Genomic DNA, 20,193 nt, shown 5'->3' with positions numbered 1-20,193 from the left:
TAGCCTCTCGTAGGCTGCTAGGTCCATTGGCATACAGATTTATGTATGCCGATGGATAATACTTGAGAGGAGAGGATTATATTGTTTTTGCAGCAGTTGGTTAATGGACTATCCATCGGTAGTATATATGCATTAATGGCTGTGGGGTATTCCTTAATATACAGTTTATTGAATTTCTCAAATTTTGCTCATAGCATAACCGTTGCGGTGGGTGCTTATATCACTTTAGGCTTCCTGCTTTTTATTTTTCAGGATATCAATGCGGCAATGATTGCTGCAGTGATACTTGGTGGCGGAATTGCTATGCTTATAGAGATTGTGGCATATCATCCGCTTCTAAAAAAGAATGCGAAAAGGATTTATTTACTTATTGCAGGCTTAGGTCTTTCCACTATTGGCGAGAATGTTCTTATTATCTTTTCAGGAGGCCGCTTCGAGGGGTATCCGGTCACTTTCCCGGTTAACCCAATAAAAATTGGCGGCGCGAATATAGGTTCTTTAGATTTAACTATTATGGCTTTGAGTATTGTTACTCTAATCATAGTTGAACTATTTATTAAGAAAACCCGTGCGGGTCTTGCGATTCGAAGTGCGGCATTTGATTTGAACACTACAGCGTTAATGGGTGTAAATGTTCAGGGACTTATTTTGATAGCGTTTTTAATTGCAGGTGTTTTAGCCGGACTTGCAGGTACGTTTTTGGGGGCAAAATACACTGTTTATCCAACTATCGGCGCGATGACGACAAAGGCATTTATTTGTTCGGTTTTAGGCGGATTAGGGAGTATTCCGGGTGCTATGCTGGGTGCCATTACATTAGGTGTAACCGAGGCGATGATTGCTGGTTACCTTTCATCTTCCTTACGCGACCTTTTTTCATTTGCCGTTCTTGTAATTGTTCTTATTATTCGTCCAACAGGTTTTATGGGTAAAGTCACGGATGATAAAGCATAGGAGATGATGTTATGAGTTACTGGATAGGTGTTTTGACAGTTACCGGTATATATCTTATCGCCATTCTTGGTGTTTCCATATTAACGGGATTTACCGGACTCTTTTCCATGGGTCATGCAGGGTTTATGGCTATAGGAGCATATACCTCTGCGTTGATAGTAAAAATTTTTCATGTCCCAGTTCCGGTCGGCATAGTTTTTGGCGGACTGGCTGCAATGATAGTAGGTTTTTTGATTGGGTATCCAACGCTTAAACTTAAAGGAGACTATTTTGTCATTGCCACTCTTGGTATAGGTGAATCTGTCAAGCTTTTGGTTGAAAATTTAACTATAACCGGTGGGGCCCGTGGTCTTTCGGGAGTCATAGGGTGGACAAACGTATGGAATGTATGGGGTATGGTCATTATTGTTGTAATTCTTCTTGTCAACTTTTTGAATTCAAAGTATGGACGGAATTGTATTGCGTTACGTGAGGATGAATTGGCTGCAAGCTCTGTAGGAATTGATATTGTTAAGTACAAAATGCTTGGTATGTGCATCAGCTGTGTGTTATGTGGCTTATCGGGGGCTTTGCTCGCACACTACATGAGATTTTTGCATACAACTATGTTTACCATGGCGATATCGAATTTATTGATTGTGACAGTCATTCTAGGGGGTTGTGGAAGCCTGACCGGAACTATCATTTCGGCCTTGGTACTTGTTCCGTTGCCGGAATTTCTTCGTATTGAATCAGGGCAAGCATGGCGTATGGTGATATACGGACTTCTGGTAGTAATTGTAATTATATGCAGACCGTCCGGACTGATGGGCACAAATGAATTTAGAATCAGTAGTGTGAAAAAAAGTTTTAAAAGGATAGTAAGCAGGGGGAAGGTAAATGGATGATGCAAATATCGCACTGAAGCTTGAAGAGATATCTAAAAATTTTGGAGGGATAAAAGCTTCAAATGAAATAAATATTAATATTCCCCAAAATATGATTTATGGAATTATCGGTCCTAACGGGGCAGGGAAAACGACACTGTTTAATATGATTACGGGAGTTTACACTCCTACAAAGGGCGATATAAAATTTTTTGGAAAGTCAATTATCGGGAAAAAAACTCATGAAATAGCCACCCTTGGTATTGCGCGTACATTTCAGAATATCAGACTTTTTGGTGACTTGACAGTATATGAAAATGTCCTTATTGCCTGTCAAAAAAATATTACCTATAATTTTTGGCAGAGCCTGTTGAAAACATCTGAATGCCGTAGGCAGGAAAAAACGATGGCGGACATTTGTGAGACTGCGCTAAAAAATGTTGGTCTTTCTGAACATAAAGACCAACGTGCTAAGAACTTACCTTACGGCATGCAGCGCAGATTGGAAATAGCTCGCGGATTGGTAACCAACCCAAAGATTATTTTACTAGATGAGCCGGCTGCTGGGATGAATGAAGATGAATCTAAACAGTTGGCTGGATTTATTAAAGAGATTCTCAATGGGTTTGGTATTACAATTATAATTATTGATCATCATATGGATGTTATTATGAGTATCTGTGATAGAATTTCAGTATTAAATTTTGGCAAATTGCTTGCAGAGGGAACACCTGACGAAATACAAAATAACCAAGAAGTGATAGAGGCATATCTGGGAGTGGATGAATAATGCTAAAAGTAGAGAATCTGTGTTTTGCCTATGGTAAAATTAGGGCCGTCAACGGCGTAAGTTTTGAGCTTAAGAAAGGCGAATTATTAGCAATAATAGGTGCGAATGGTGCAGGCAAATCTTCATTAATGAAATGCATTGCAGGTGTTTTAAAAGCACAAAGTGGAGACATTTATCTGAATAATAAAAAGATTCCATCCTCGACACATAAGATAGTAAGAAGTGGTATTGCACTCGTACCGGAAGGACGTTGGATTTTCCCTAATCTTACAGTTGAGGAAAACCTTTTTATGGGGGGATATATCGTAAAAGACCGAAAAGCAGGAATAAATCGGTCATATCGAATGTTCCCAAGGCTTGAGGAAAGAAAGACTCAGCGTGCAGGAACTTTGTCTGGAGGGGAACAGCAAATGTTGGCTATTGCCCGCGGTCTAATGTCTAATCCCCAGGTGCTTTTATTGGATGAACCTTCACTTGGAATAGCACCGTTAATTGTTAATGACATTATGTCTATAATAAAAGAAATTAATGAAGAAGGTGTTTCGGTGCTCTTAGTAGAACAGAACGCCCGAAAAGCATTAGGAATAGCGCATTATGCTTGCGTTCTTGAACGTGGTTCTATTGTTAAGACCGGAACAGGCAGGGAGTTGGCTCAAGATGAAAGCATTATTGCGGCTTATCTTGGAGGAGTCAAAGGAAAATAACGGATATTTTTAAGTTCTAAATATCTTATACTTTGGGGGTATAACTTATGCAATACTATAGTTTAGCAGGTCGCGCGGCCATTGTAACGGGAGCTGGTCATGGAATCGGAAGAGCTGCCGCTATTAGGTTAGCGGAGCTGGGGGCGAAAGTCACTGTGTGCGATATAGATGGAGAAAGTGCCGAAGCTGTCGCAAAAGAAATTATCGAACAAGGACAACGGGCTATTGCTTCAAAATGTAATGTATGCTTTCTTGAGGATATACAGAAAACCGTTGTACAAACAGCAGATGCATTTGGCAGAGTAGATATTCTTGTTAATAATGCTGCCGGAGGTGGCGGTGGAATGCAACTTTCAGAAGTTGGCTATAAAGAGTGGGACCGCCTTATTCTGCTGGATCTTACCAGTGCATATATGTTTTCGAAAGAAGCGCTGCCATATATGATGGAGCAAAACTACGGGAAAATTGTTAATATAAGCTCTGGTGCGGGAATTGTAGGAGATGGAACAGATATCCATTATGCAACTGCAAAAGCAGGACTTATCGGAATGACAAAATCGATGGCGCAGCAAGTTGCAAAATATCATATAAATGTGAATGCTCTTGGAGTAGGTCTTACCGATACGAGAATGTCCAGACGGAGAGGCCTTGAAGAGCAGATTCCTTCAATTTTATGGCCTAGAATAGGGAAGCCGGAAGACCAAGCGAATGCAATCGCATTTTTGGTTTCTGATGCTGCAGAATACATTACAGGTCAGGTGGTTTGTCCTAACGGCGGGTCCTGGATGTAAAAAGAGAAATAGGAAATGAGGAGGGAGAAGAGTATGGATTATTTGAAACTTAGAGGTAAATCTGCAATTGTTACCGGAGGTGCACATGGGATTGGCCGTGCAACAGCTTTGTCTTTATCAGATTTCGGGGCGCAGGTTATAGTTTGTGACATTGATGATAAATATGGAGAAGCAGTCACCAAAGAAGTTGCTGATAAGGGTGGGACAGCTATTTACTGTCACTGCGATATTTCGGTGCTTGATGATGTTAAAAAGGTAGTGACAATGGCTTTGGATGCATTTGGGAAAATCGACATTCTTGTAAATAATGCCGCCATTGGCAGTAAAAAAATTCCCTTTTGGGATATAAGCTATGAGGAATGGGATCATATGTTGAAAGTTGATCTTAAAGGCCCATATATGTTCATGCATGAGATCATTCCCCACATGATAGAGCGGCGCTATGGTAAGGTGGTAAATTTGTGCTCCGGTGCAGCCATCATCGGCTTGGCGGATAACACGCATTATGCTGCTGCAACGACAGGTTTGTTAGGAATTACACAGTCAATTGCAAAGGAAGTTGCCGAATATCAAGTGAATGTTAACGCGATTGCTGTTGACCTGACTAACACCCGGATGGCGAAAGAATGCGGATATATTGATGGTAAGCCTACAGATATTCCGATGAAGAGATACGCAGAGCCCGAAGATGTTGCTAATATGATTTTATACTTGGCTTCTGATAGGTCTTCATATGTAACTGGACAGGTTATGGCGCCTAATGGAGGACGAAGGACTCCGGTCTAAGATTTTGTTTGAGATGAATAAAGGTTTGATTTATATAACAGGGAGGACGGAACAATGGACTATCTTAAGGTGAAAGGAAAGTCTGCTATTATAACTGGTGGCGGAAGTGGGATCGGTGAAGGCATTGCGGTTGAATTTGCTAAATATGGCATTAAGCTTATGCTTTGTGATATAAATGATGAGAATGGACAAAGGGTTGTTGAGAAAATCAATTCGCAAGGTGGTACGGCAATTTATTGTCACGCGGATGTATCTAAGTTGGAGGATGTTAAAAATCTGGTTAGTGAAACGATTAAAAATTTCAATGTAATTGATATTCTTGTTAACAATGCCGGAATCGGAAGTAAGGCGGTCCCTTTTTGGACAATCAGCTATGAAGAATGGGATAGAATGATTCAAGTGGATCTCACCAGCGCATTTATGTGTACGAAGGAAGTCTTTCCTAATATGAAAGAGCGCAATTACGGTAAGATAATTAATATTTCATCGGGGTCAGGCCTTATCGGTGGAGAATGGAATACACACTATACAGCTGCAAAAGCTGGAATGAATGGTATGACAAGATCTATAGCTCGGGAAGTTGCAAAATATAAGATTAATGTCAATGCAATTTCTGTGAATACCACCCTTACTCCCCTCGCAAAAGCAACAGGATGGAATGATTTTGTTCCGCCTGATATTCCTTGGGGAAGATTGGCTACTCCGCTAGATGTAGCAAATGTAGCTCTGTACTTGGCATCAGATTCTTCCGAATACATGACCGGGCAGCTACTTGCTCCTTGCGGCGGCAGAAGAACACCCATTTAATGGGATGCGAGACCATGAAGATATGCATAAATAAAGGAGCAAAACAATGTAGTAATAAGCATAAAATCATAGTGGTAAAATGATAGTAAAAGTTCTAAAAGAAATCCGGAAAAATAAAAACAGAGTTGCAATAATACCGTTAGAGGTGCTATTGCAACTCTGTTAAAAGTCTATTTATGACAATTGAAGATGTATAACGATGATTAAGAAAATACTGCTCTTTCTTCTTCTATAAGTCTTAGGGAGGAATTAAGAGCAAAAAAGTATATGAATATCAAAAAAAAATTAATTTTATTTTCTGTAGAATATTCAGTGGGGCTGGTTATGATGGATTTTGCGGAGTATATATGTACTGATTTTCTGTGAATAAGACCATAGCTTTTTACAGAGGCATTTATTGGTTAATCTCTTGTGGAGACCATGCTTGCCTATGGTTTCGCTTGCATTATACAAAGTTTCTTGGTTTGGCTACATTATTACCTAGATAAGAGTGGTATCTTATTTTAATTTAGATTATCAATTAAAATTATTATAATTATAAAAAATATTTTTTTGATAACTATTGATAATTAAAACAAAAAGTAATATAATTATAATCAAGTTAATAAAGTACTGTGGTATGCAGTGAAAAAGACTATCAAATCGGGGGTATAAATGGAGACAATCCAAAATGAAATCAATTTTTTGCAAGCGGCTATGACACTGATTGTGAAGCAGTTTGGGGATAAGTGCGAGGTGGTGTTGCACGATTGGTCCGGAGGATATGAAAAGGCTATCATTTCCATAAAAAACGGACATGTGACAGGGCGCAAAGTTGGAGATTGTGGCAGCAATTTGGGATTTACAGTAATGAGAGGCGCGTCGGAAGGGAGAAACAATTTTAATTATATAACAAAAACGAAAGACGGCAAGATTATCCGTTCATCTACTGTCTATATTACAGACAATGATGGCAGGCCTCTTGGTGCGCTGTGCATTAACTATGACATTTCAGAGATGATGCAATTCCAAAATTTTGTAGAGTCCTTTAATATGGTAAACAAAGAAGTAGAAGAGATTTTTTTCAGTGATGTGAATGAACTGCTAGATTATTTTCTGCAGGAGAGTTTAAGTATTGTTGGTAAGCCTAAAGCGGATATGAATAAAGAAGATAAGATGCGGATTTTAAAATATTTGGATGAAAAGGGCGTGTTTTTAATTACAAAATCCGGCAATAAAATCTGCAAGTTTTTTAATATTTCTAAATTCACTTTATACAGCTATCTGAATGAAATTCGCAACGGTACTGATAGTATTTAAAAGGGAAGGAGCCAAAAATGCAGTTTGAGCAGGATAAGAACCTTGTGAAAAATTGCCATTCCGACGGATAAGTGTATATTCAGTATTAGCAGCGGAGAAAAGATTGGAAATTATATTTTTGTTCTGATATAGAACATGGAGAAGGTGTGGTGATTCGGCAATTGGTTCCGGAATGTCTCTTTACTGTGATGGCTACGGTAAAGGATAAAAAAATCAAGTCCTAAAATTTTACCAAAATAAAGTATATTTATATAGTTTTAATTATAAGTAAATACGTATAAGAAATTACAAGGTTTTGCCTTAAAACCAAAATTCAGAAAAGGAGAATATTATGGACAAAATTAAAATTACAACGGAGAAAGCACCCAGACCCGGCGGATGGTATTCGCAAGCATTTCGTGTAGGTGATATAGTTTATACAGCAGGTATTACGCCCAATGATCCTATTACCCAGGAGCTGGTCGCGCCAGGCGACATTGTCGGTCAAACTGAGCAGATTTTAAAAAATATGAGCGAGATTTTAAAAGCTTCCGGCTCGGATATGGAGCATGTTTTCAAAACTCTGGTTTTTGTGTCAGATATTGATGAATTCCATAAATTTAATGAAGTTTACAAAAAATATTTCCCGCAAGATCCACCTGCACGCAGTACAGTTCAAATTGGTAAGTTTAATAATGGCATGGTAATTGAGATTGAGGCCATAGCTATTGCAATAAGATAAAATACCCTCTGTTTTTAACTTTATGAACAACTAATATTACAAAAGTTTCTATTGTTAGCATATTAGTTAGTTTCTTTGTACTATTGAGGTTCTTATCTGATTTAATACCAAGGTTTACTAACTTGACTCTTGGACTATTCTTTGTGGTATCACCAACTTTCATTAGATCATATATAAAAAAAGTAGCGTAGGATCATTGCTTAATTACAATGAGTAAACATCCATACGCTGCTTATTGAATTAAATTTCCATATGTCTTTAGTATAATACAGCTAATTAGGCTACTGAGGTCGAGTTGAAACTGACAAGCAAATATATTGTATGTGGAGGTAAAAAGATGGAAAAATTGTTTCAACAAATCCGTGGGAAGCTTTCCGCGGATAAAAACTATGAATATTCTAACTGGCTTACCATCAATACTCCTCGGCGGATTTCCGGTATGGGGGATGATCGCAAAGCAGCTGAATGGATAAGCAAAAAATTTGTAGAGTTTGGGTTGGAATCTAAAGTAATTGATTTTGAAACGTATAACAGTAATCCGATATATTCCGAAGTGAAGGTTCTTGAGCCGGAGACAAGGCTGTTGGACAGTTTACCCTGCTGCCACATTGCTTCTACACCGCCCGACGGCTTGAACTTGGAGCTTCTATATCTTGGTGCCGGCGACTACCGCGATTACGAAGGTAAGGATGTAAAAGGAAAAGCAGTGCTGATAGAAGTTTCGTATAGTCCCGCTACTCCCGAAAAAGCCCGTATTGCTGCTGAGAAGGGAGCAAGGGCAATGGTTTGCGCGAACTGGGGTGAAGATAGTAATAAAGAGCAAGACTATATCTGCGGACGTGGGTTGAAATCTGTTTGGGGTAATCCCACTCCGGATACCTTTGGAAGTATTCCGCAGATCGCCGGTGTTAGCGTTACCCATAGCGGCGGTTTATATTTAAAGGATCTGTGCTTGAGCCATAAGAAGGTTGTTCTTAACATAAAAGCAGAGGCTACACGCACTTGGGATAAGTTGCCTATGCCGGTTGGCTATTTAAGAGGCAGTGAAGAACCGGATAAATACCTTTTGGTGAACGGGCATATCGATGCATGGGAACCGGGCGTTACCTGCAACGCTACCGGTAATGGAACTATTCTTACTATTGCGGAGCTGCTTGCTAAACATAGGGACCAAGTAAAACGCAGCATCTACTTCATCTGCTGGAATGGGCATGAAATTGCTGAATCTGCCGGATCTACCTGGTATGTGGATCATCATTGGGATGACCTTGAAAAAAACTGCATCGGTGGTATCAACATAGATTCTACCGGTATGCTGCATGCAGTACAGTATGAATGTACTGCCTCCCGTGAAGTAATGGATTTTACAAAAGATTTGATAAAACAGGTGTTGCAGGAAGACACAAATGTGCAGCCGTTGAATAAATTCGGTGATCAGTCTTTCTTTGGGATAGGTATCACCTCTATCGTTGGACGTATGGGCATGTCCGATGAATACATAGAAAAAACCCACGGTGCGAATCTCGGATGGTGGAACCATACTATTAAAGATGGCATGGACAAAGTAGATAAGGAAAACCTGAAAAAGGATCTGGCGATTAATGCTGCCACTATATGCAATTATGTAAATAATGCAGTTTTACCATATGACTTTACCATTACATGCCAGGATGTTGAAAAAAAGCTTGCATATATAATAGAAAAAGCTGATAAAAAAATTGAGCTACAGAGTATCTTAGATAATATTAAAAAGCTGCAAAAATATGTCGTCAAAATTAACGAAGTACGTGTGACCCTGTCAGATAGACCAATCACCGATGAAAAAGTAAGACTGATAAATGCTCTTTCTTTAAAGCTCAGCCGCTGTCTTACCTGGGCATTCTATACCTTTTGCGATCGTTTTGAACAAAACTCTTATGCTTATACCCCTGCGACCCGTCCCATTCCTCTGCTGTATACTGCAATAGACTTATCCAATATGGATCCTGATAGCCTGGAATACAAACTAAAATACACTAGCGTGGTTAGAAATCGGAATCGCGTATCCAGTGCTGTTTGCAATGCTTTGGAATATTGCGAGTTATATCTCGCTTTAATCGAAGAATAGTACTACTCAATGTCATTTAAAGGTACTTGAGTCCTTTAAAATAAAATGAGAAAGAAGGAGTAAAAATGAAAAGATTAAAAAAATTAACCGTCTTCCTTTTGGCTTTGCTCATGCTTACTTCCATGTTCACTGCGTGCAGTGCTAAAAGCAAATCCGAAAAAATCGTCATGGGATACATCGGCCCTATCACAGGAGAGATGGCGCTGTATGGCGAAGTTGAATCCAATACTTTAAAGATGCTGGTGGAGGAGACAAATGCCAAAGGTGGTATCTTGGGAAAACAAATTGAGTTGAAGATCTATGACAACCGGGGTGATGCGATAGAGACCACCAATGCAGCTCGGAAAGCAGTGCAGAACGACCATGTAGTAGCTTTTATAGGCTGTAACACATCTTCTGCTTCTTTAACTCTGGCAGAGGTGTGTGAGGAATATAAAATTCCAATGATCACCACCACCGCTACCAACTATTCTGTTACTCAGCGGGATGACGGGAGTGTGCGCGATTATGTCTTCCGCGTCGTGCTTTCCGACCCCCAGCTGGGACAAGTGATGGCATCCTATACATATAACAAACTGAACATTAAAAAGGTGGCTATCTTGTATGAGGTGAGCAGCGATTACTCGGTGGGTTTGTTGCAGAACTTTACTACCGCCTTTAAGGATATCGGTGGTCAGATAACGGTAGAGGAGGCCTATAAGACCGGTGATGTAGATTTTCGTGCTCAGCTTTCTAAGATCAAACAGGCAGGCAACTATGAGGCGATCTTTATTCCTGCCCTCTATAAAGAACTTGGCTTAATTGCAAACCAAGCCCGCAGCCTGGGTATCACTGAGCAGTTTATCGGTCCTGATTGTTGGATGATGGAAGATTTGTTTACTATTGCTACCGACTCCATGCAAGGGGGTGTCTTCCCCTGTGCTATGGATGTGAATGCTGATAGTTTAAAGGAATTTAAAGACGCCTATCAGAAGAAGTACAATAGCAATCCCGGTCAAGGCGGAACCAACGCGTTTTTCGCTTATGATTCGTTCTTATTACTGAAGCACGCCATTGAGGCCGCCGGTGAGGTGGATTCTACCAAGATCCGTGATGCTATCGAGAATACCACTGATCTAAAGGGCCTAACCAGTACAATTAATATGAAGAAAGATACTCACAATCCCATACGAGAGGCAACTATCTTTAAGATCGACAATGGTAAATTCGTAGCTATCGACAGCTATGCCGTAGAATGATGACGTACAAGAACAATCGAATCTCCGGCTCATTAAGCCGGTGTAATAGGCATAACTTGTAAACAAACAGTACGGTAAAGTCTGTCCTTGTGCTATACTTTACCGTGCTGTTTGACTTTGATAGGAGGAATTAAATTGTTTTTTCAACAGTTGATTAATGGCTTGTCCATCGGCAGCGTATACGCACTGATGGCTGTGGGTTATTCGCTCATCTACAGTCTTTTGAATTTTACCAATTTCGCACATAGTATCACCGTGACTATCGGTGCTTTCACCGCATTTTTCTTTCTTTCATTAGTATTGAAGAATCTTTACCTAGCTATTTTAATTGCAGTTCTTATTGCAGGTGCGTTGGCCATGCTTATCGAGATAACAACATACCGGCCCCTACTTCAAAAAAACGCCCGCCGCATCTATCTACTCATTGCAGGCCTTGGTATCTCTACGATGGGAGAAAATCTGGTCATTATCTTGTTTGGCGGACGATTCCGTGCCTATCCAGTGACCTTCTCCAATGAACCTGTAGATATTTTCCATGCAAGTGTAGGCCAGGTGGACCTAATCATTCTCATGGTCAGCATGCTGGCACTTATCCTTGTAGAGGTATTCATCCAGAAGTCACGCTCGGGACTTGCAATCCGAAGTGCATCCTTTGATTTGGACACCACCTCTCTTATGGGTGTCAATGTACAGAAACTGATTCTAATTGTATTTATGGTGGCTGGGGGGTTAGCCGGCCTTGCGGGTGTTTTTCTAGGTGTAAAATATACAGCCTATCCTACCATTGGTGCGCTCACAAACAAAGCCTTCATTAGCTCGGTGTTTGGCGGACTTGGCAGTATTCCCGGTGCAGTGCTGGGTGCCCTAATTCTCGGCGTGGGTGAGACGATGATATCTGGCTATGTCTCATCCTCTTTGCGGGATGTGTTCTCGTTCTCTGTTCTTGTAATCATTCTCATCGTCCGACCTGCTGGCCTAATGGGCAAGGTGTCGGAAGATAAGGCATAAGGGGGGGATAATATGAATTATTGGATTGGTGTAGCAACGTTAACCGGCATCTATATGATTGCTATTTTAGGAGTTTCTATTTTAACCGGTTTTACCGGCCTATTTTCCATGGGACATGCAGGCTTTATGGCAATCGGCGCATATACCTCCGCAATTATTACCAGAGCTTTTGGGGCACCGATTATTGTTGGGATCTTAGCCGGTATGTTGTCAGCAATGTTAATAGGCATTCTTATTGGTTATCCCACTCTGAGGCTTAAGGGAGACTATTTCGTCATAGCCACCCTCGGTATCGGTGAAGTGGTTAAGTTGGCCGTAGAAAACCTTCCGGCCATTACCGGCGGTGCCCGTGGTCTGTCCGATGTGCCTAGAGGTACCAACATCGTACTGGTTTGGGCAATTGTCGTTGTGAGTATTCTGTTGATAAAGAACTTTCTGCGTTCCAAACACGGGCGAAACTGTGTGGCAATACGTGAACAGGAGTTGGCTGCCACCTCGGTGGGTGTCAACGCTCTTCATTACAAATTGCTGGCAATGGCGATCAGTTGCGCTCTGTGTGGTATCTCAGGGGCGCTGCTCGGCCATTATATGCATTATCTGCACCCCAATATGTTTAATATGTTAAAGTCTAACGAACTGATTATGACTGTTATTCTCGGTGGTCGCGGCAGCCTTACGGGAACTATCATTGCCTCGTTGGTATTGGTGCCTCTGCCGGAGATCCTCCGTGTGGACGGCGGTGTACAGGAGTGGCGTATGGTGTTCTATGGTTTACTGGTAGTCGTAGTTATCGTTTTCAGGCCTTCCGGCTTGATGGGCAAAAAAGAACTTACTTTTAAAGATATTAGAACTTTTTATAATCAATTCTTAAATAGAAAAAAAAGAACTTATTTTGAAAGAAGTCAAGGCCTTTTACAACAAGTTCAGAAAAAAGGGGGAGAAAAATGACTAACCCCAATTATATGTTGCAGCTGCAAAATGTAACCAAGCGGTTTGGAGGTATTACGGCTGCCAATAACATCAGTATACAAGTTGCGGAGCATGAAATTTACGGCGTCATCGGTCCTAATGGCGCCGGTAAAACTACTACATTTAACATAATTACTGGCGTATATAATGCTACGGAGGGGGATGTGATATTTGACGGTAAAAGAATCAATGGTCTGAAAACTCATGAGATTGCAACCCTAGGAATTGCTCGTACTTTTCAAAATATTCGATTATTTAATGATTTAACAGTTTACGATAACCTGCTTACTTCTTGCCAGAAAAATATTTCCTACAATTTCTTTCAAGGTATATTTGCTACCAAGAAATGCCGGCAGCAGGAACAAGAAATGGCTGTAGTTTGCAATAAGGCACTGGAAGATGTGGGACTCACCGCCCAGAAGAATATGCAGGCTAATAACCTGCCCTATGGTATGCAGCGCCGATTGGAAATTGCTCGTGCACTCATTACCAATCCCAAGCTATTGCTTCTGGATGAGCCGGCCGCGGGTATGAATGAGGAGGAGTCTGCCCAGCTTTCTGCTTTCATTAGGGAGATACGGGCCAAAAACGATATCACTATCATCATCATCGACCACCATATGGATGTGATCATGAGCATCTGCGATCGTATGTCGGTGCTGAACTTTGGAACTCTGTTAGCCGAGGGCACGCCAGGAGAGATCCAAAGTAATAATGACGTTATTACTGCATATCTGGGGGTGGATGAATAATGTTGAAAATAGAAAATCTCAGTTTTTCCTATGGCAAGATCCAAGCCATTAAAAATGTCAGCTTTGAGTTGAAAAAGGGCGAGATCATGGCTATTGTGGGTGCTAATGGTGCAGGAAAATCCTCACTCATGAAATGCATAGCCGGACTGCTCAAACCTCAGAACGGTACCATCTACTGCGGTGACACTCTACTGGAGCCCATACCTTTTAAAGTGGTAGAAAATAAAGTTGTTTTGGTACCGGAGGGGCGATGGATATTTCCCAACCTGACGGTGGAAGAAAACCTGATGATGGGGGGATACACCGTTAACGACCGAAGCCCTGGTATTCAGCATGCATATCGGATGTTCCCGCGGCTGGAAGAGCGAAAACAGCAGCGGGCAGGCACCATGTCCGGTGGTGAACAGCAGATGCTGGCTATCGCTCGAGGCCTGATGGCCAACCCGAAGGTTCTGCTGCTAGATGAACCTTCGCTGGGGCTCGCTCCTCTTATCGTTAATGATATCATGTCTATCATCCAGGAAATAAACCGAGAGGGTATCTCGGTATTGTTGGTGGAACAAAATGCCCGCAAAGCGCTTGGCATTGCCCATCATGGCTGTGTATTGGAGCAAGGCGTGATTGTGAAGACTGGTACAGGTGCAGAGTTGGCGCAGGATGAGAGCATCATCGCCGCATATCTAGGCGGCACAAAGAAAAAAGAGCAATAAGGAGGCGATATTAATGAGAGAGAATACAGCTAAAGCTACGTTGGATTTTTTTCAGTTAGAGGGCCAGTCGGCAATCGTTACCGGTGCCGGTAATGGAATCGGGCGTTCTGTAGCCTTGATATTGGCTGGTCTAGGTGCGAAAGTTGCCGTCTGTGATATCGAGGCGGATAGTGCAGTTGCAGTTGTACGTGAGATTGAGGAGAAGGGTGGTACAGCCATCGCATGTCCGTGCAATGTATGTCTGCTGGAGGATGTTAAAAAGACTGTAGAGGCCACAGTCAATGCATTCGGGACTGTCGACATTTTGGTAAACAACGCAGGTGGTGGTGGCGGTGGAAAACGGCTGGAAGATATGACCTATCCCGAATGGGATAGGCTGATCCAACTCAATCTGACCAGCGCATATATGTTTTCCATGGAGGTCTTGCCCTGTATGCGTAAACAGAAGCGGGGGAAAATCTGTAATGTAAGCTCAGGTGCGGGTATTGTAGGCGATTTCTCCGATGTGCACTACGCAGCATCAAAGGCAGGTATGTTGGGGATGACAAAAGAGATGGCACGGGAACTTGCCAAAGACCACATAAATGTAAATGCGCTTGGAACCGGTCTTACTGATACACGTATGTCCCGCAGGAGAGGCCTTGAGCAGGCATCAAAAGAAATTCTTTGGCCACGGGTTGGAACACCGGAAGATCAGGCCTACTCTATTGTCTTTCTTGTGTCGGAAGCAGCGGAATATCTCACGGGTCAGATGATCTGCCCCAACGGCGGATCATGGATGTAAATCAGGAGTTTTACTAGGAGGGGTGCCAGGGGTACTTCCGGGTGAAGTGCTTATTATAGGAGACGGTATTGTAGGTTTCAATGCAGCAAAGATGGCTGTTGGATGGAGCTAAGGTTACTGTTGCGGATGTAAATAAGAGCAGGCTGTCGTATCTTGATGATATTTTTAATGGAAAAGTATGGAGTAATCCATTACTCAATAGCCAATATGCCGGGAGCAGTTCCTAAAACTTCCACTTTTGCTTTGACAGGAGTTACTTTACCATATTTGCTGGAGATAGCAAACAAGGGTGCTGAAAAAGCAACGCTTGATGATAGAACATTGGCATTAGGACTTTAATACGTATGATGGTTTTGTCACTTGTAAGGCTGTAGCTGAAAGCTTGAACTTAAAATATATCGCAACAAAGGAATTATTGAATTCGATAAATTGAGAAGGGATATGAAATGTTCTATAGGATGAACAGAACTTGGGTGGAAATAAATTTGGATAACATTGTACACAATTACAGAGAATTTGTACAAATTTTATCGGTTCATCAACCACAAAAGAAAGTAAAAATCATGGGTGTTGTGAAAGCAAATGCCTATGGGCATGGAGCAGTTACGGTATCCCGTACGTTATTAGACGCAGGAGCTGATTATCTGGCGGTTGCTTCATTAGATGAGGCAACCGAACTGAGAAAAGCAGGTATTCAAGCACCTTTATTACTATTGAATCATATTGGTATCGACCAATGTGATTCAGCGGTGCAATATGGGTTAACACAAACAGTATATGACCAACGCCAAGCAGATGCTGTTTCAGAAGCTGCTATACATAGCAAAAAGCGAGCTAAAGTACATGTAAAAATAGATACGGGTATGACACGAGTAGGCTTGAAGTGGGATGAAGCGGTGAATGAGATTTTAAAATATGCAAGGATGCCGGGTATTGAATTGGAGGGAATATTTACTCATTTTGCATCAGCAGATGAATTAGATAGCACATATACAAAAATGCAGTTTGAGAGGTATCTGTGGCTGATTGAGAAGTTGAAAATGAAGGGACTGGAGATACCGCTTAAGCATGTATGCAACAGTGCGGCAGCTATCCGATATCCGCAAATGCATCTTGACATGATAAGATCCGGTATTGCACTGTATGGCTGCTATCCCTCGGACGAGGTCGAAAGAAGCAGCATATCACTTAAACCTGTGATGGCATTTAAAACAAAAGTAATCCGAATCAATGAGGTAGATGCAGGTGCCAGTGTAAGCTATGGCAGGATATTCACTTCCAAGACTAGAACAAGGATTGCCACAGTGCCGGCAGGGTATGCCGACGGATACAACAGATTGCTGACAGGTAAGGCAAAGGTATTGATCAACGGGCAAATAGCTCGGGTAATAGGGAAGATTTGCATGGATCAATGTATGATTGATATAACAGGCATCTCAGGAAATGTTGAAGTTGGGGATGACGTGGTGCTGTTTGGAAAGCAAAAGGATATGGAAATTCTATCGGATGACTTAGCAAGTCTCATAGGAACGATTAACTATGAAATTATTAGTTCGGTGGCAAGAAGGGTACCCAGGTATTATATACGGGATGGAAAGATTGTAAGTAGTGAGAATTACTTAGTAAGGTAGGCATTCATTTAAATGTTTTAAAAATATATTGTTATCCAATCAGTTAAATTATAAAGAATTTAGATTTATTTAACATCAAACTACATGAAAGGGGCGTATGTATGAGAAATGTAAGAGTTGCAATTTGGGGGTTTGGTGCAATGGGAAGCGGGATGGCAAGAATGCTCCTGAAAAAAAAAGGAGTGGAGATTGCCGGTGTTTGTGACAGAAATCCATCCATTGTCGGAAAGGATATGTATGAAGTACTAAGTATAGATCGGAAAGGACGCATGCCGGTTTGCATAAAAAGCAATGAAAAAGAAGTAATCACGGAAGGGTCGTGCGATATTGTACTTGTTGCAACAGACTCTCATGTAAAAAAGGCCTATGATAGATTAGAATATTGTCTGAAACAAAAAGCAAATGTGATCTGCACTGCAGAGGAAATGGCATATCCAAAGGTGCAATCTCCGGAACTTTCCGAACAACTAGATACAATTGCAAAATCAAATGGAGTCACATTGCTTGGTACCGGTATAAACCCAGGGTTTGTAATGGACTATTTAATCCTTGCTCTTACAGGAACTTGTGAAAATATAGAATCCATAAAGGCTACCAGAGTCAATGATCTATCTCCATTCGGCAGTGCCGTGATGCAGGAACAAGGGGTAGGAATATCCGTGGAAGAATTTAATAAAAGAAATGCTGATGGTACTCTTGCCGGACATATTGGCTTTCCGGAATCCATTTCTATGGTGGCGGAAGGTTTGGGTATTTGCCTTGACAAAATAGAACAGACGAAAGAACCTATTATATCAAATACATACAGAAAGACAGAATATGCGAAAATTGAACCTGGAAGTCTTTCAGGTATTCGCCAAAGAGGGTTCGGATATTTTGGCGGAAAGATATTTATAGAAATGGATCATCCGCAGCAGATACAACCTCATGTTGAGAATGTTACGACAGGTGATTTTATTGGAATCAAAGGGACTCCTGATATTAATCTTAATATCAACCCTGAAATACCCGGTGGGATAGGCACCGTTGCGATGTGCGTGAACATGATTCCGCATGTTATCAACGCTGATCCGGGTTTGAAAACCATGCTTGACCTTCCTGTCCCTAGAGCAATGATGGGAGATATGAGAGAACTAATCAAATTTAAGGAGTGATGGACAATGGCTGTAAATAAGGGGGAATGGGTTCAAATTTGCAATGTAATTTTAAATCCTGGTGAAAGAGCACCGCATTTGCCTGATGATACGAAAAATGTCCCATTAAAGATGTGGGCAAAGGGATATCTTATACATTCTGCTGAGATAGGCGAATTTGTTGAAATAGAAACGGTCACGGGAAGACGGATTAAAGGGATGCTAGAGGAAGTAAATCCCGGATATATACACACTTTTGGCAAATACATTCCTGAGCTGTCGCAAGTACGTGACCAGGTTAAAAGTTTGATTTTGGGGGGTGAGGAAAATGAGTAAGGACATGACTTATAAAGGTGTGATTTCGCGCAAAAATGAGATTATGAAGAAAGCCGTCGGGATTGATTATTCGGCTTTTGAATCAGGATCGATTGCTTTTGATTATGAAAAAATGATGAAATGCGGGTATACACTTGAAGAAAATATTAGCATACAGAAAGAAGGAAATGTAGGGAATACACCGATTATTGAGTTGAAAAATTTGACCTCACTTGCGCGTAAACTTGCGGGAAAAGGAAAAGGGGCAAGGATTTTTATCAAGGATGAAGCGTGCAATTCTTCAGGAAGTTTTAAGGCAAGACGTGCCGCCAGTGCATTATATCATGCGAAAAGGCTCGGATACAAAGGTGTTATTGCTGCAACCAGCGGAAACTATGGTGCTGCCGTTGCAAGTCAAGCTGCAATGCAGGGATTGAAATGCATCGTGCTTCAGGAATGCTTTGACAGTCGGAAAGTTGGACAGCCGGAAATTCTGGAGAAACAGAGGGCATGTGAAGCGATGGGCGCAGAGGTTATGCAGCTCACGGTTGGGCCTGAACTCTTCTATACCTTCCTATGTCTGCTTGAAGAAACCGGTTATTTCAATGCGTCACTTTATACTCCGTTCGGCATCGCAGGAATAGAAACTTTAGGGTATGAAATAGCCTGCCAATTTACTAACAACTATGGCCGTTTTCCCGATGCAGTTGTAATTACTCATGCCGGAGGCGGCAATGTTACCGGTACGGCAAGAGGACTCAATAAGGCTAATGCAAACGACGTAAAAATTATAGCTGCCAGTGTTGATCTTTCGGGTCTTCACATGGCATCGGATAATGCATTTAACCGCAAGTCCTTTACTACCGGACATACAGGGTTTGGCATTCCGTTTGCGACGTGGCCCGACCGCTCTGATGTACCCCGCAATGCTGCCAGGGCATTACGCCATATTGATCGCTATGTACTTGTGAAACAGGGTGAAGTATTTTATATGACTGAAGCGCTTGCAGCACTGGAAGGTTTGGAAAGGGGACCGGCAGGGAACACATCTCTTACTGCGGCATTTGCACTCGCCCAGGAAATGGATCAGGACAAGATGATTGTGGTTCAAGAAACGGAATATACAGGGGCCGGCAAACATCCCATGCCGCAGCTTTCGTTTGCAAAAGAGAATGGAATTGATGTACGTTTCGGAAATCCCGACGAAGAAATACCGGGGACGAATATCATCCTTCCGAAGCACCCTTCTCTCATTAGAGCACGTGATTTCAACCTCGCGCAGGCGAGGAAATCTTATATTAAAAACTGCATAAATCATTATCAGTTGGAAGCCATCGGGCAAGAGGACTTTAGTTTTCTTATCGAGGATACAAAATCTGATGCCGGCTTTGTAAGTGAATGTTTGAATGAATTAGGTATAACAGTATTAGGTTTGTCAGTCTTACATGGAGGTACGGTAATATGAAGAGACAGGATGATTTTAAAAAAAGAAGTGAACATTTGAAAAATCTAACAGATGAACAGATTGATAATAGATTTTGGAGCTTAGCAGAAAAAATCGTTCAGCCTATGTTGGATTTGGGCTATTGTAATACCACACCGGCTATTGAAAGAAGTATCCTTCTACGTATGGGTTTCTCAAGCATAGAAATTAAGCCCATAGTAGAAGGGGTAATGAAAAAAGGTTTAATGGGTAAGGGGTGCGGAAATGTGGTATGGCGTCTTTCGCAAAAAAAGGGGATCAGCATACGCGCTGCGGGACTTGCGCTGTGTGAAGAGAAATACTGGGATGATGTGGATGATCTTTTTGAAAAGAAAGGAAGATGAC

The 20,193-nt window shown here is 41.5% G+C and carries 21 protein-coding genes and 1 pseudogene; all 22 read left to right on the top strand.

Going from position 1 to position 20,193, the window contains the following annotated elements; genetic code table 11:
• The first annotated feature begins 81 nt into the window (after positions 1–81).
• The 22 genes and pseudogenes from QKW49_RS11395 to QKW49_RS11290 all read left to right on the top strand — a co-directional run bounded on the left by QKW49_RS11395 (position 82) and on the right by QKW49_RS11290 (position 20,192).
• Positions 82–954 carry a branched-chain amino acid ABC transporter permease gene (locus QKW49_RS11395; protein WP_282867653.1) on the top strand — a complete coding sequence of 291 codons (873 nt, stop codon included), beginning with the start codon at positions 82–84 and terminating at the stop codon, positions 952–954.
• Between the two features lie 11 nt (positions 955–965).
• Positions 966–1,841, top strand: coding sequence for a branched-chain amino acid ABC transporter permease (locus QKW49_RS11390; RefSeq protein WP_282867652.1), 876 nt, complete (start codon positions 966–968; stop codon positions 1,839–1,841).
• Positions 1,834–2,610 carry an ABC transporter ATP-binding protein gene (locus QKW49_RS11385; RefSeq protein ID WP_282867651.1) on the top strand — a complete coding sequence of 259 codons (777 nt, stop codon included), beginning with the start codon at positions 1,834–1,836 and terminating at the stop codon, positions 2,608–2,610. Before QKW49_RS11390 ends, QKW49_RS11385 begins: the two co-directional genes overlap by 8 nt.
• Positions 2,610–3,314: an ABC transporter ATP-binding protein gene (locus QKW49_RS11380; protein WP_282867650.1), complete on the top strand. Its 705-nt coding sequence runs from the start codon at positions 2,610–2,612 to the stop codon at positions 3,312–3,314. Before QKW49_RS11385 ends, QKW49_RS11380 begins: the two co-directional genes overlap by 1 nt.
• A 47-nt stretch (positions 3,315–3,361) precedes the next feature.
• Positions 3,362–4,105, top strand: a complete 744-nt coding sequence (locus QKW49_RS11375) for an SDR family oxidoreductase (protein ID WP_282867649.1) — start codon at positions 3,362–3,364, stop codon at positions 4,103–4,105.
• Positions 4,106–4,138: 33 nt separating this feature from the next.
• Positions 4,139–4,891, top strand: coding sequence for an SDR family NAD(P)-dependent oxidoreductase (locus QKW49_RS11370; RefSeq protein WP_282867648.1), 753 nt, complete (start codon positions 4,139–4,141; stop codon positions 4,889–4,891).
• 54 nt (positions 4,892–4,945) lie between these two features.
• Complete coding sequence (locus QKW49_RS11365; protein WP_282867647.1) at positions 4,946–5,698, top strand: SDR family NAD(P)-dependent oxidoreductase; 753 nt, start codon at positions 4,946–4,948, stop codon at positions 5,696–5,698.
• Positions 5,699–6,352: 654 nt separating this feature from the next.
• Positions 6,353–6,997, top strand: coding sequence for a helix-turn-helix transcriptional regulator (locus QKW49_RS11360; protein ID WP_282867646.1), 645 nt, complete (start codon positions 6,353–6,355; stop codon positions 6,995–6,997).
• Positions 6,998–7,328: 331 nt separating this feature from the next.
• Entirely contained in the window at positions 7,329–7,718 is a 390-nt protein-coding gene (locus tag QKW49_RS11355; protein WP_282867645.1) for a Rid family detoxifying hydrolase, read from the top strand.
• Positions 7,719–8,055: 337 nt separating this feature from the next.
• The gene (locus QKW49_RS11350; protein ID WP_282867644.1) at positions 8,056–9,825 is read left to right on the top strand and encodes a M28 family peptidase; all 1,770 of its coding nucleotides are present in this window, start codon (positions 8,056–8,058) and stop codon (positions 9,823–9,825) included.
• A 65-nt stretch (positions 9,826–9,890) separates the two neighbouring features.
• A complete protein-coding gene (locus QKW49_RS11345; protein WP_282867643.1) occupies positions 9,891–11,063 on the top strand; it encodes an ABC transporter substrate-binding protein in 1,173 nt (390 codons plus the stop codon).
• 135 nt (positions 11,064–11,198) lie between these two features.
• A complete protein-coding gene (locus QKW49_RS11340; RefSeq protein WP_282867642.1) occupies positions 11,199–12,071 on the top strand; it encodes a branched-chain amino acid ABC transporter permease in 873 nt (290 codons plus the stop codon).
• Between the two features lie 12 nt (positions 12,072–12,083).
• The gene (locus QKW49_RS11335; protein ID WP_282867641.1) at positions 12,084–13,019 is read left to right on the top strand and encodes a branched-chain amino acid ABC transporter permease; all 936 of its coding nucleotides are present in this window, start codon (positions 12,084–12,086) and stop codon (positions 13,017–13,019) included.
• Positions 13,016–13,792 (top strand): ABC transporter ATP-binding protein, encoded by a 777-nt coding sequence (locus tag QKW49_RS11330; RefSeq protein ID WP_282867640.1) that lies wholly within the window; start codon positions 13,016–13,018, stop codon positions 13,790–13,792. The genes QKW49_RS11335 and QKW49_RS11330 overlap by 4 nt, the downstream gene beginning before the upstream one ends.
• Positions 13,792–14,502, top strand: a complete 711-nt coding sequence (locus QKW49_RS11325) for an ABC transporter ATP-binding protein (protein ID WP_282867639.1) — start codon at positions 13,792–13,794, stop codon at positions 14,500–14,502. Before QKW49_RS11330 ends, QKW49_RS11325 begins: the two co-directional genes overlap by 1 nt.
• 13 nt (positions 14,503–14,515) lie before the next feature.
• On the top strand, positions 14,516–15,286 hold the full coding sequence (locus QKW49_RS11320; protein WP_282867638.1) for an SDR family NAD(P)-dependent oxidoreductase: 771 nt from the start codon (positions 14,516–14,518) through the stop codon (positions 15,284–15,286).
• A 1-nt stretch (position 15,287) separates the two neighbouring features.
• Positions 15,288–15,719 (top strand): annotated as a pseudogene (locus QKW49_RS11315) (alanine dehydrogenase); the annotation flags it as partial.
• Between the two features lie 13 nt (positions 15,720–15,732).
• A complete protein-coding gene (gene alr / locus QKW49_RS11310) occupies positions 15,733–16,917 on the top strand; it encodes an alanine racemase (RefSeq protein ID WP_282867637.1) in 1,185 nt (394 codons plus the stop codon).
• A gap of 101 nt (positions 16,918–17,018) precedes the next feature.
• Positions 17,019–18,071 carry a 2,4-diaminopentanoate dehydrogenase gene (gene ord, locus QKW49_RS11305; protein WP_282867636.1) on the top strand — a complete coding sequence of 351 codons (1,053 nt, stop codon included), beginning with the start codon at positions 17,019–17,021 and terminating at the stop codon, positions 18,069–18,071.
• Positions 18,072–18,077: 6 nt separating this feature from the next.
• Positions 18,078–18,386 (top strand): 2-amino-4-oxopentanoate thiolase subunit OrtA, encoded by a 309-nt coding sequence (gene ortA / locus QKW49_RS11300; protein ID WP_282867635.1) that lies wholly within the window; start codon positions 18,078–18,080, stop codon positions 18,384–18,386.
• Positions 18,379–19,830 carry a 2-amino-4-oxopentanoate thiolase subunit OrtB gene (ortB, locus tag QKW49_RS11295; protein WP_282867634.1) on the top strand — a complete coding sequence of 484 codons (1,452 nt, stop codon included), beginning with the start codon at positions 18,379–18,381 and terminating at the stop codon, positions 19,828–19,830. Before ortA ends, ortB begins: the two co-directional genes overlap by 8 nt.
• Complete coding sequence (locus QKW49_RS11290; protein WP_282867633.1) at positions 19,827–20,192, top strand: ornithine aminomutase subunit alpha; 366 nt, start codon at positions 19,827–19,829, stop codon at positions 20,190–20,192. Before ortB ends, QKW49_RS11290 begins: the two co-directional genes overlap by 4 nt.
• Position 20,193: the final 1 nt, after the last annotated feature.

The sequence above is a fragment of the Petroclostridium sp. X23 genome (genome assembly GCF_030013905.1).
Classification (GTDB): domain Bacteria; phylum Bacillota; class Clostridia; order SK-Y3; family SK-Y3; genus X23.
The sequence above is the reverse complement of the archived record's forward strand: the minus strand, read 5'-3'. Positions and strand labels throughout refer to the sequence as shown.

Bases quoted from the DNA above. Each gene is read 5' to 3' on its own strand.
- alr (WP_282867637.1), top strand. From the start codon at position 15,733: ATGTTCTATAGGATGAACAGAACTTGGGTGGAAATAAATTTGGATAAC.
- QKW49_RS11360 (WP_282867646.1), top strand. From the start codon at position 6,353: ATGGAGACAATCCAAAATGAAATCAATTTTTTGCAAGCGGCTATGACA.
- QKW49_RS11290 (WP_282867633.1), top strand. From the start codon at position 19,827: ATGAAGAGACAGGATGATTTTAAAAAAAGAAGTGAACATTTGAAAAAT.
- QKW49_RS11330 (WP_282867640.1), top strand. From the start codon at position 13,016: ATGACTAACCCCAATTATATGTTGCAGCTGCAAAATGTAACCAAGCGG.
- QKW49_RS11365 (WP_282867647.1), top strand. From the start codon at position 4,946: ATGGACTATCTTAAGGTGAAAGGAAAGTCTGCTATTATAACTGGTGGC.
- QKW49_RS11355 (WP_282867645.1), top strand. From the start codon at position 7,329: ATGGACAAAATTAAAATTACAACGGAGAAAGCACCCAGACCCGGCGGA.
- QKW49_RS11390 (WP_282867652.1), top strand. From the start codon at position 966: ATGAGTTACTGGATAGGTGTTTTGACAGTTACCGGTATATATCTTATC.
- ortA (WP_282867635.1), top strand. From the start codon at position 18,078: ATGGCTGTAAATAAGGGGGAATGGGTTCAAATTTGCAATGTAATTTTA.
- ortB (WP_282867634.1), top strand. From the start codon at position 18,379: ATGAGTAAGGACATGACTTATAAAGGTGTGATTTCGCGCAAAAATGAG.
- QKW49_RS11350 (WP_282867644.1), top strand. From the start codon at position 8,056: ATGGAAAAATTGTTTCAACAAATCCGTGGGAAGCTTTCCGCGGATAAA.
- QKW49_RS11325 (WP_282867639.1), top strand. From the start codon at position 13,792: ATGTTGAAAATAGAAAATCTCAGTTTTTCCTATGGCAAGATCCAAGCC.
- ord (WP_282867636.1), top strand. From the start codon at position 17,019: ATGAGAAATGTAAGAGTTGCAATTTGGGGGTTTGGTGCAATGGGAAGC.
- QKW49_RS11375 (WP_282867649.1), top strand. From the start codon at position 3,362: ATGCAATACTATAGTTTAGCAGGTCGCGCGGCCATTGTAACGGGAGCT.
- QKW49_RS11320 (WP_282867638.1), top strand. From the start codon at position 14,516: ATGAGAGAGAATACAGCTAAAGCTACGTTGGATTTTTTTCAGTTAGAG.
- QKW49_RS11380 (WP_282867650.1), top strand. From the start codon at position 2,610: ATGCTAAAAGTAGAGAATCTGTGTTTTGCCTATGGTAAAATTAGGGCC.
- QKW49_RS11335 (WP_282867641.1), top strand. From the start codon at position 12,084: ATGAATTATTGGATTGGTGTAGCAACGTTAACCGGCATCTATATGATT.
- QKW49_RS11385 (WP_282867651.1), top strand. From the start codon at position 1,834: ATGGATGATGCAAATATCGCACTGAAGCTTGAAGAGATATCTAAAAAT.
- QKW49_RS11345 (WP_282867643.1), top strand. From the start codon at position 9,891: ATGAAAAGATTAAAAAAATTAACCGTCTTCCTTTTGGCTTTGCTCATG.
- QKW49_RS11370 (WP_282867648.1), top strand. From the start codon at position 4,139: ATGGATTATTTGAAACTTAGAGGTAAATCTGCAATTGTTACCGGAGGT.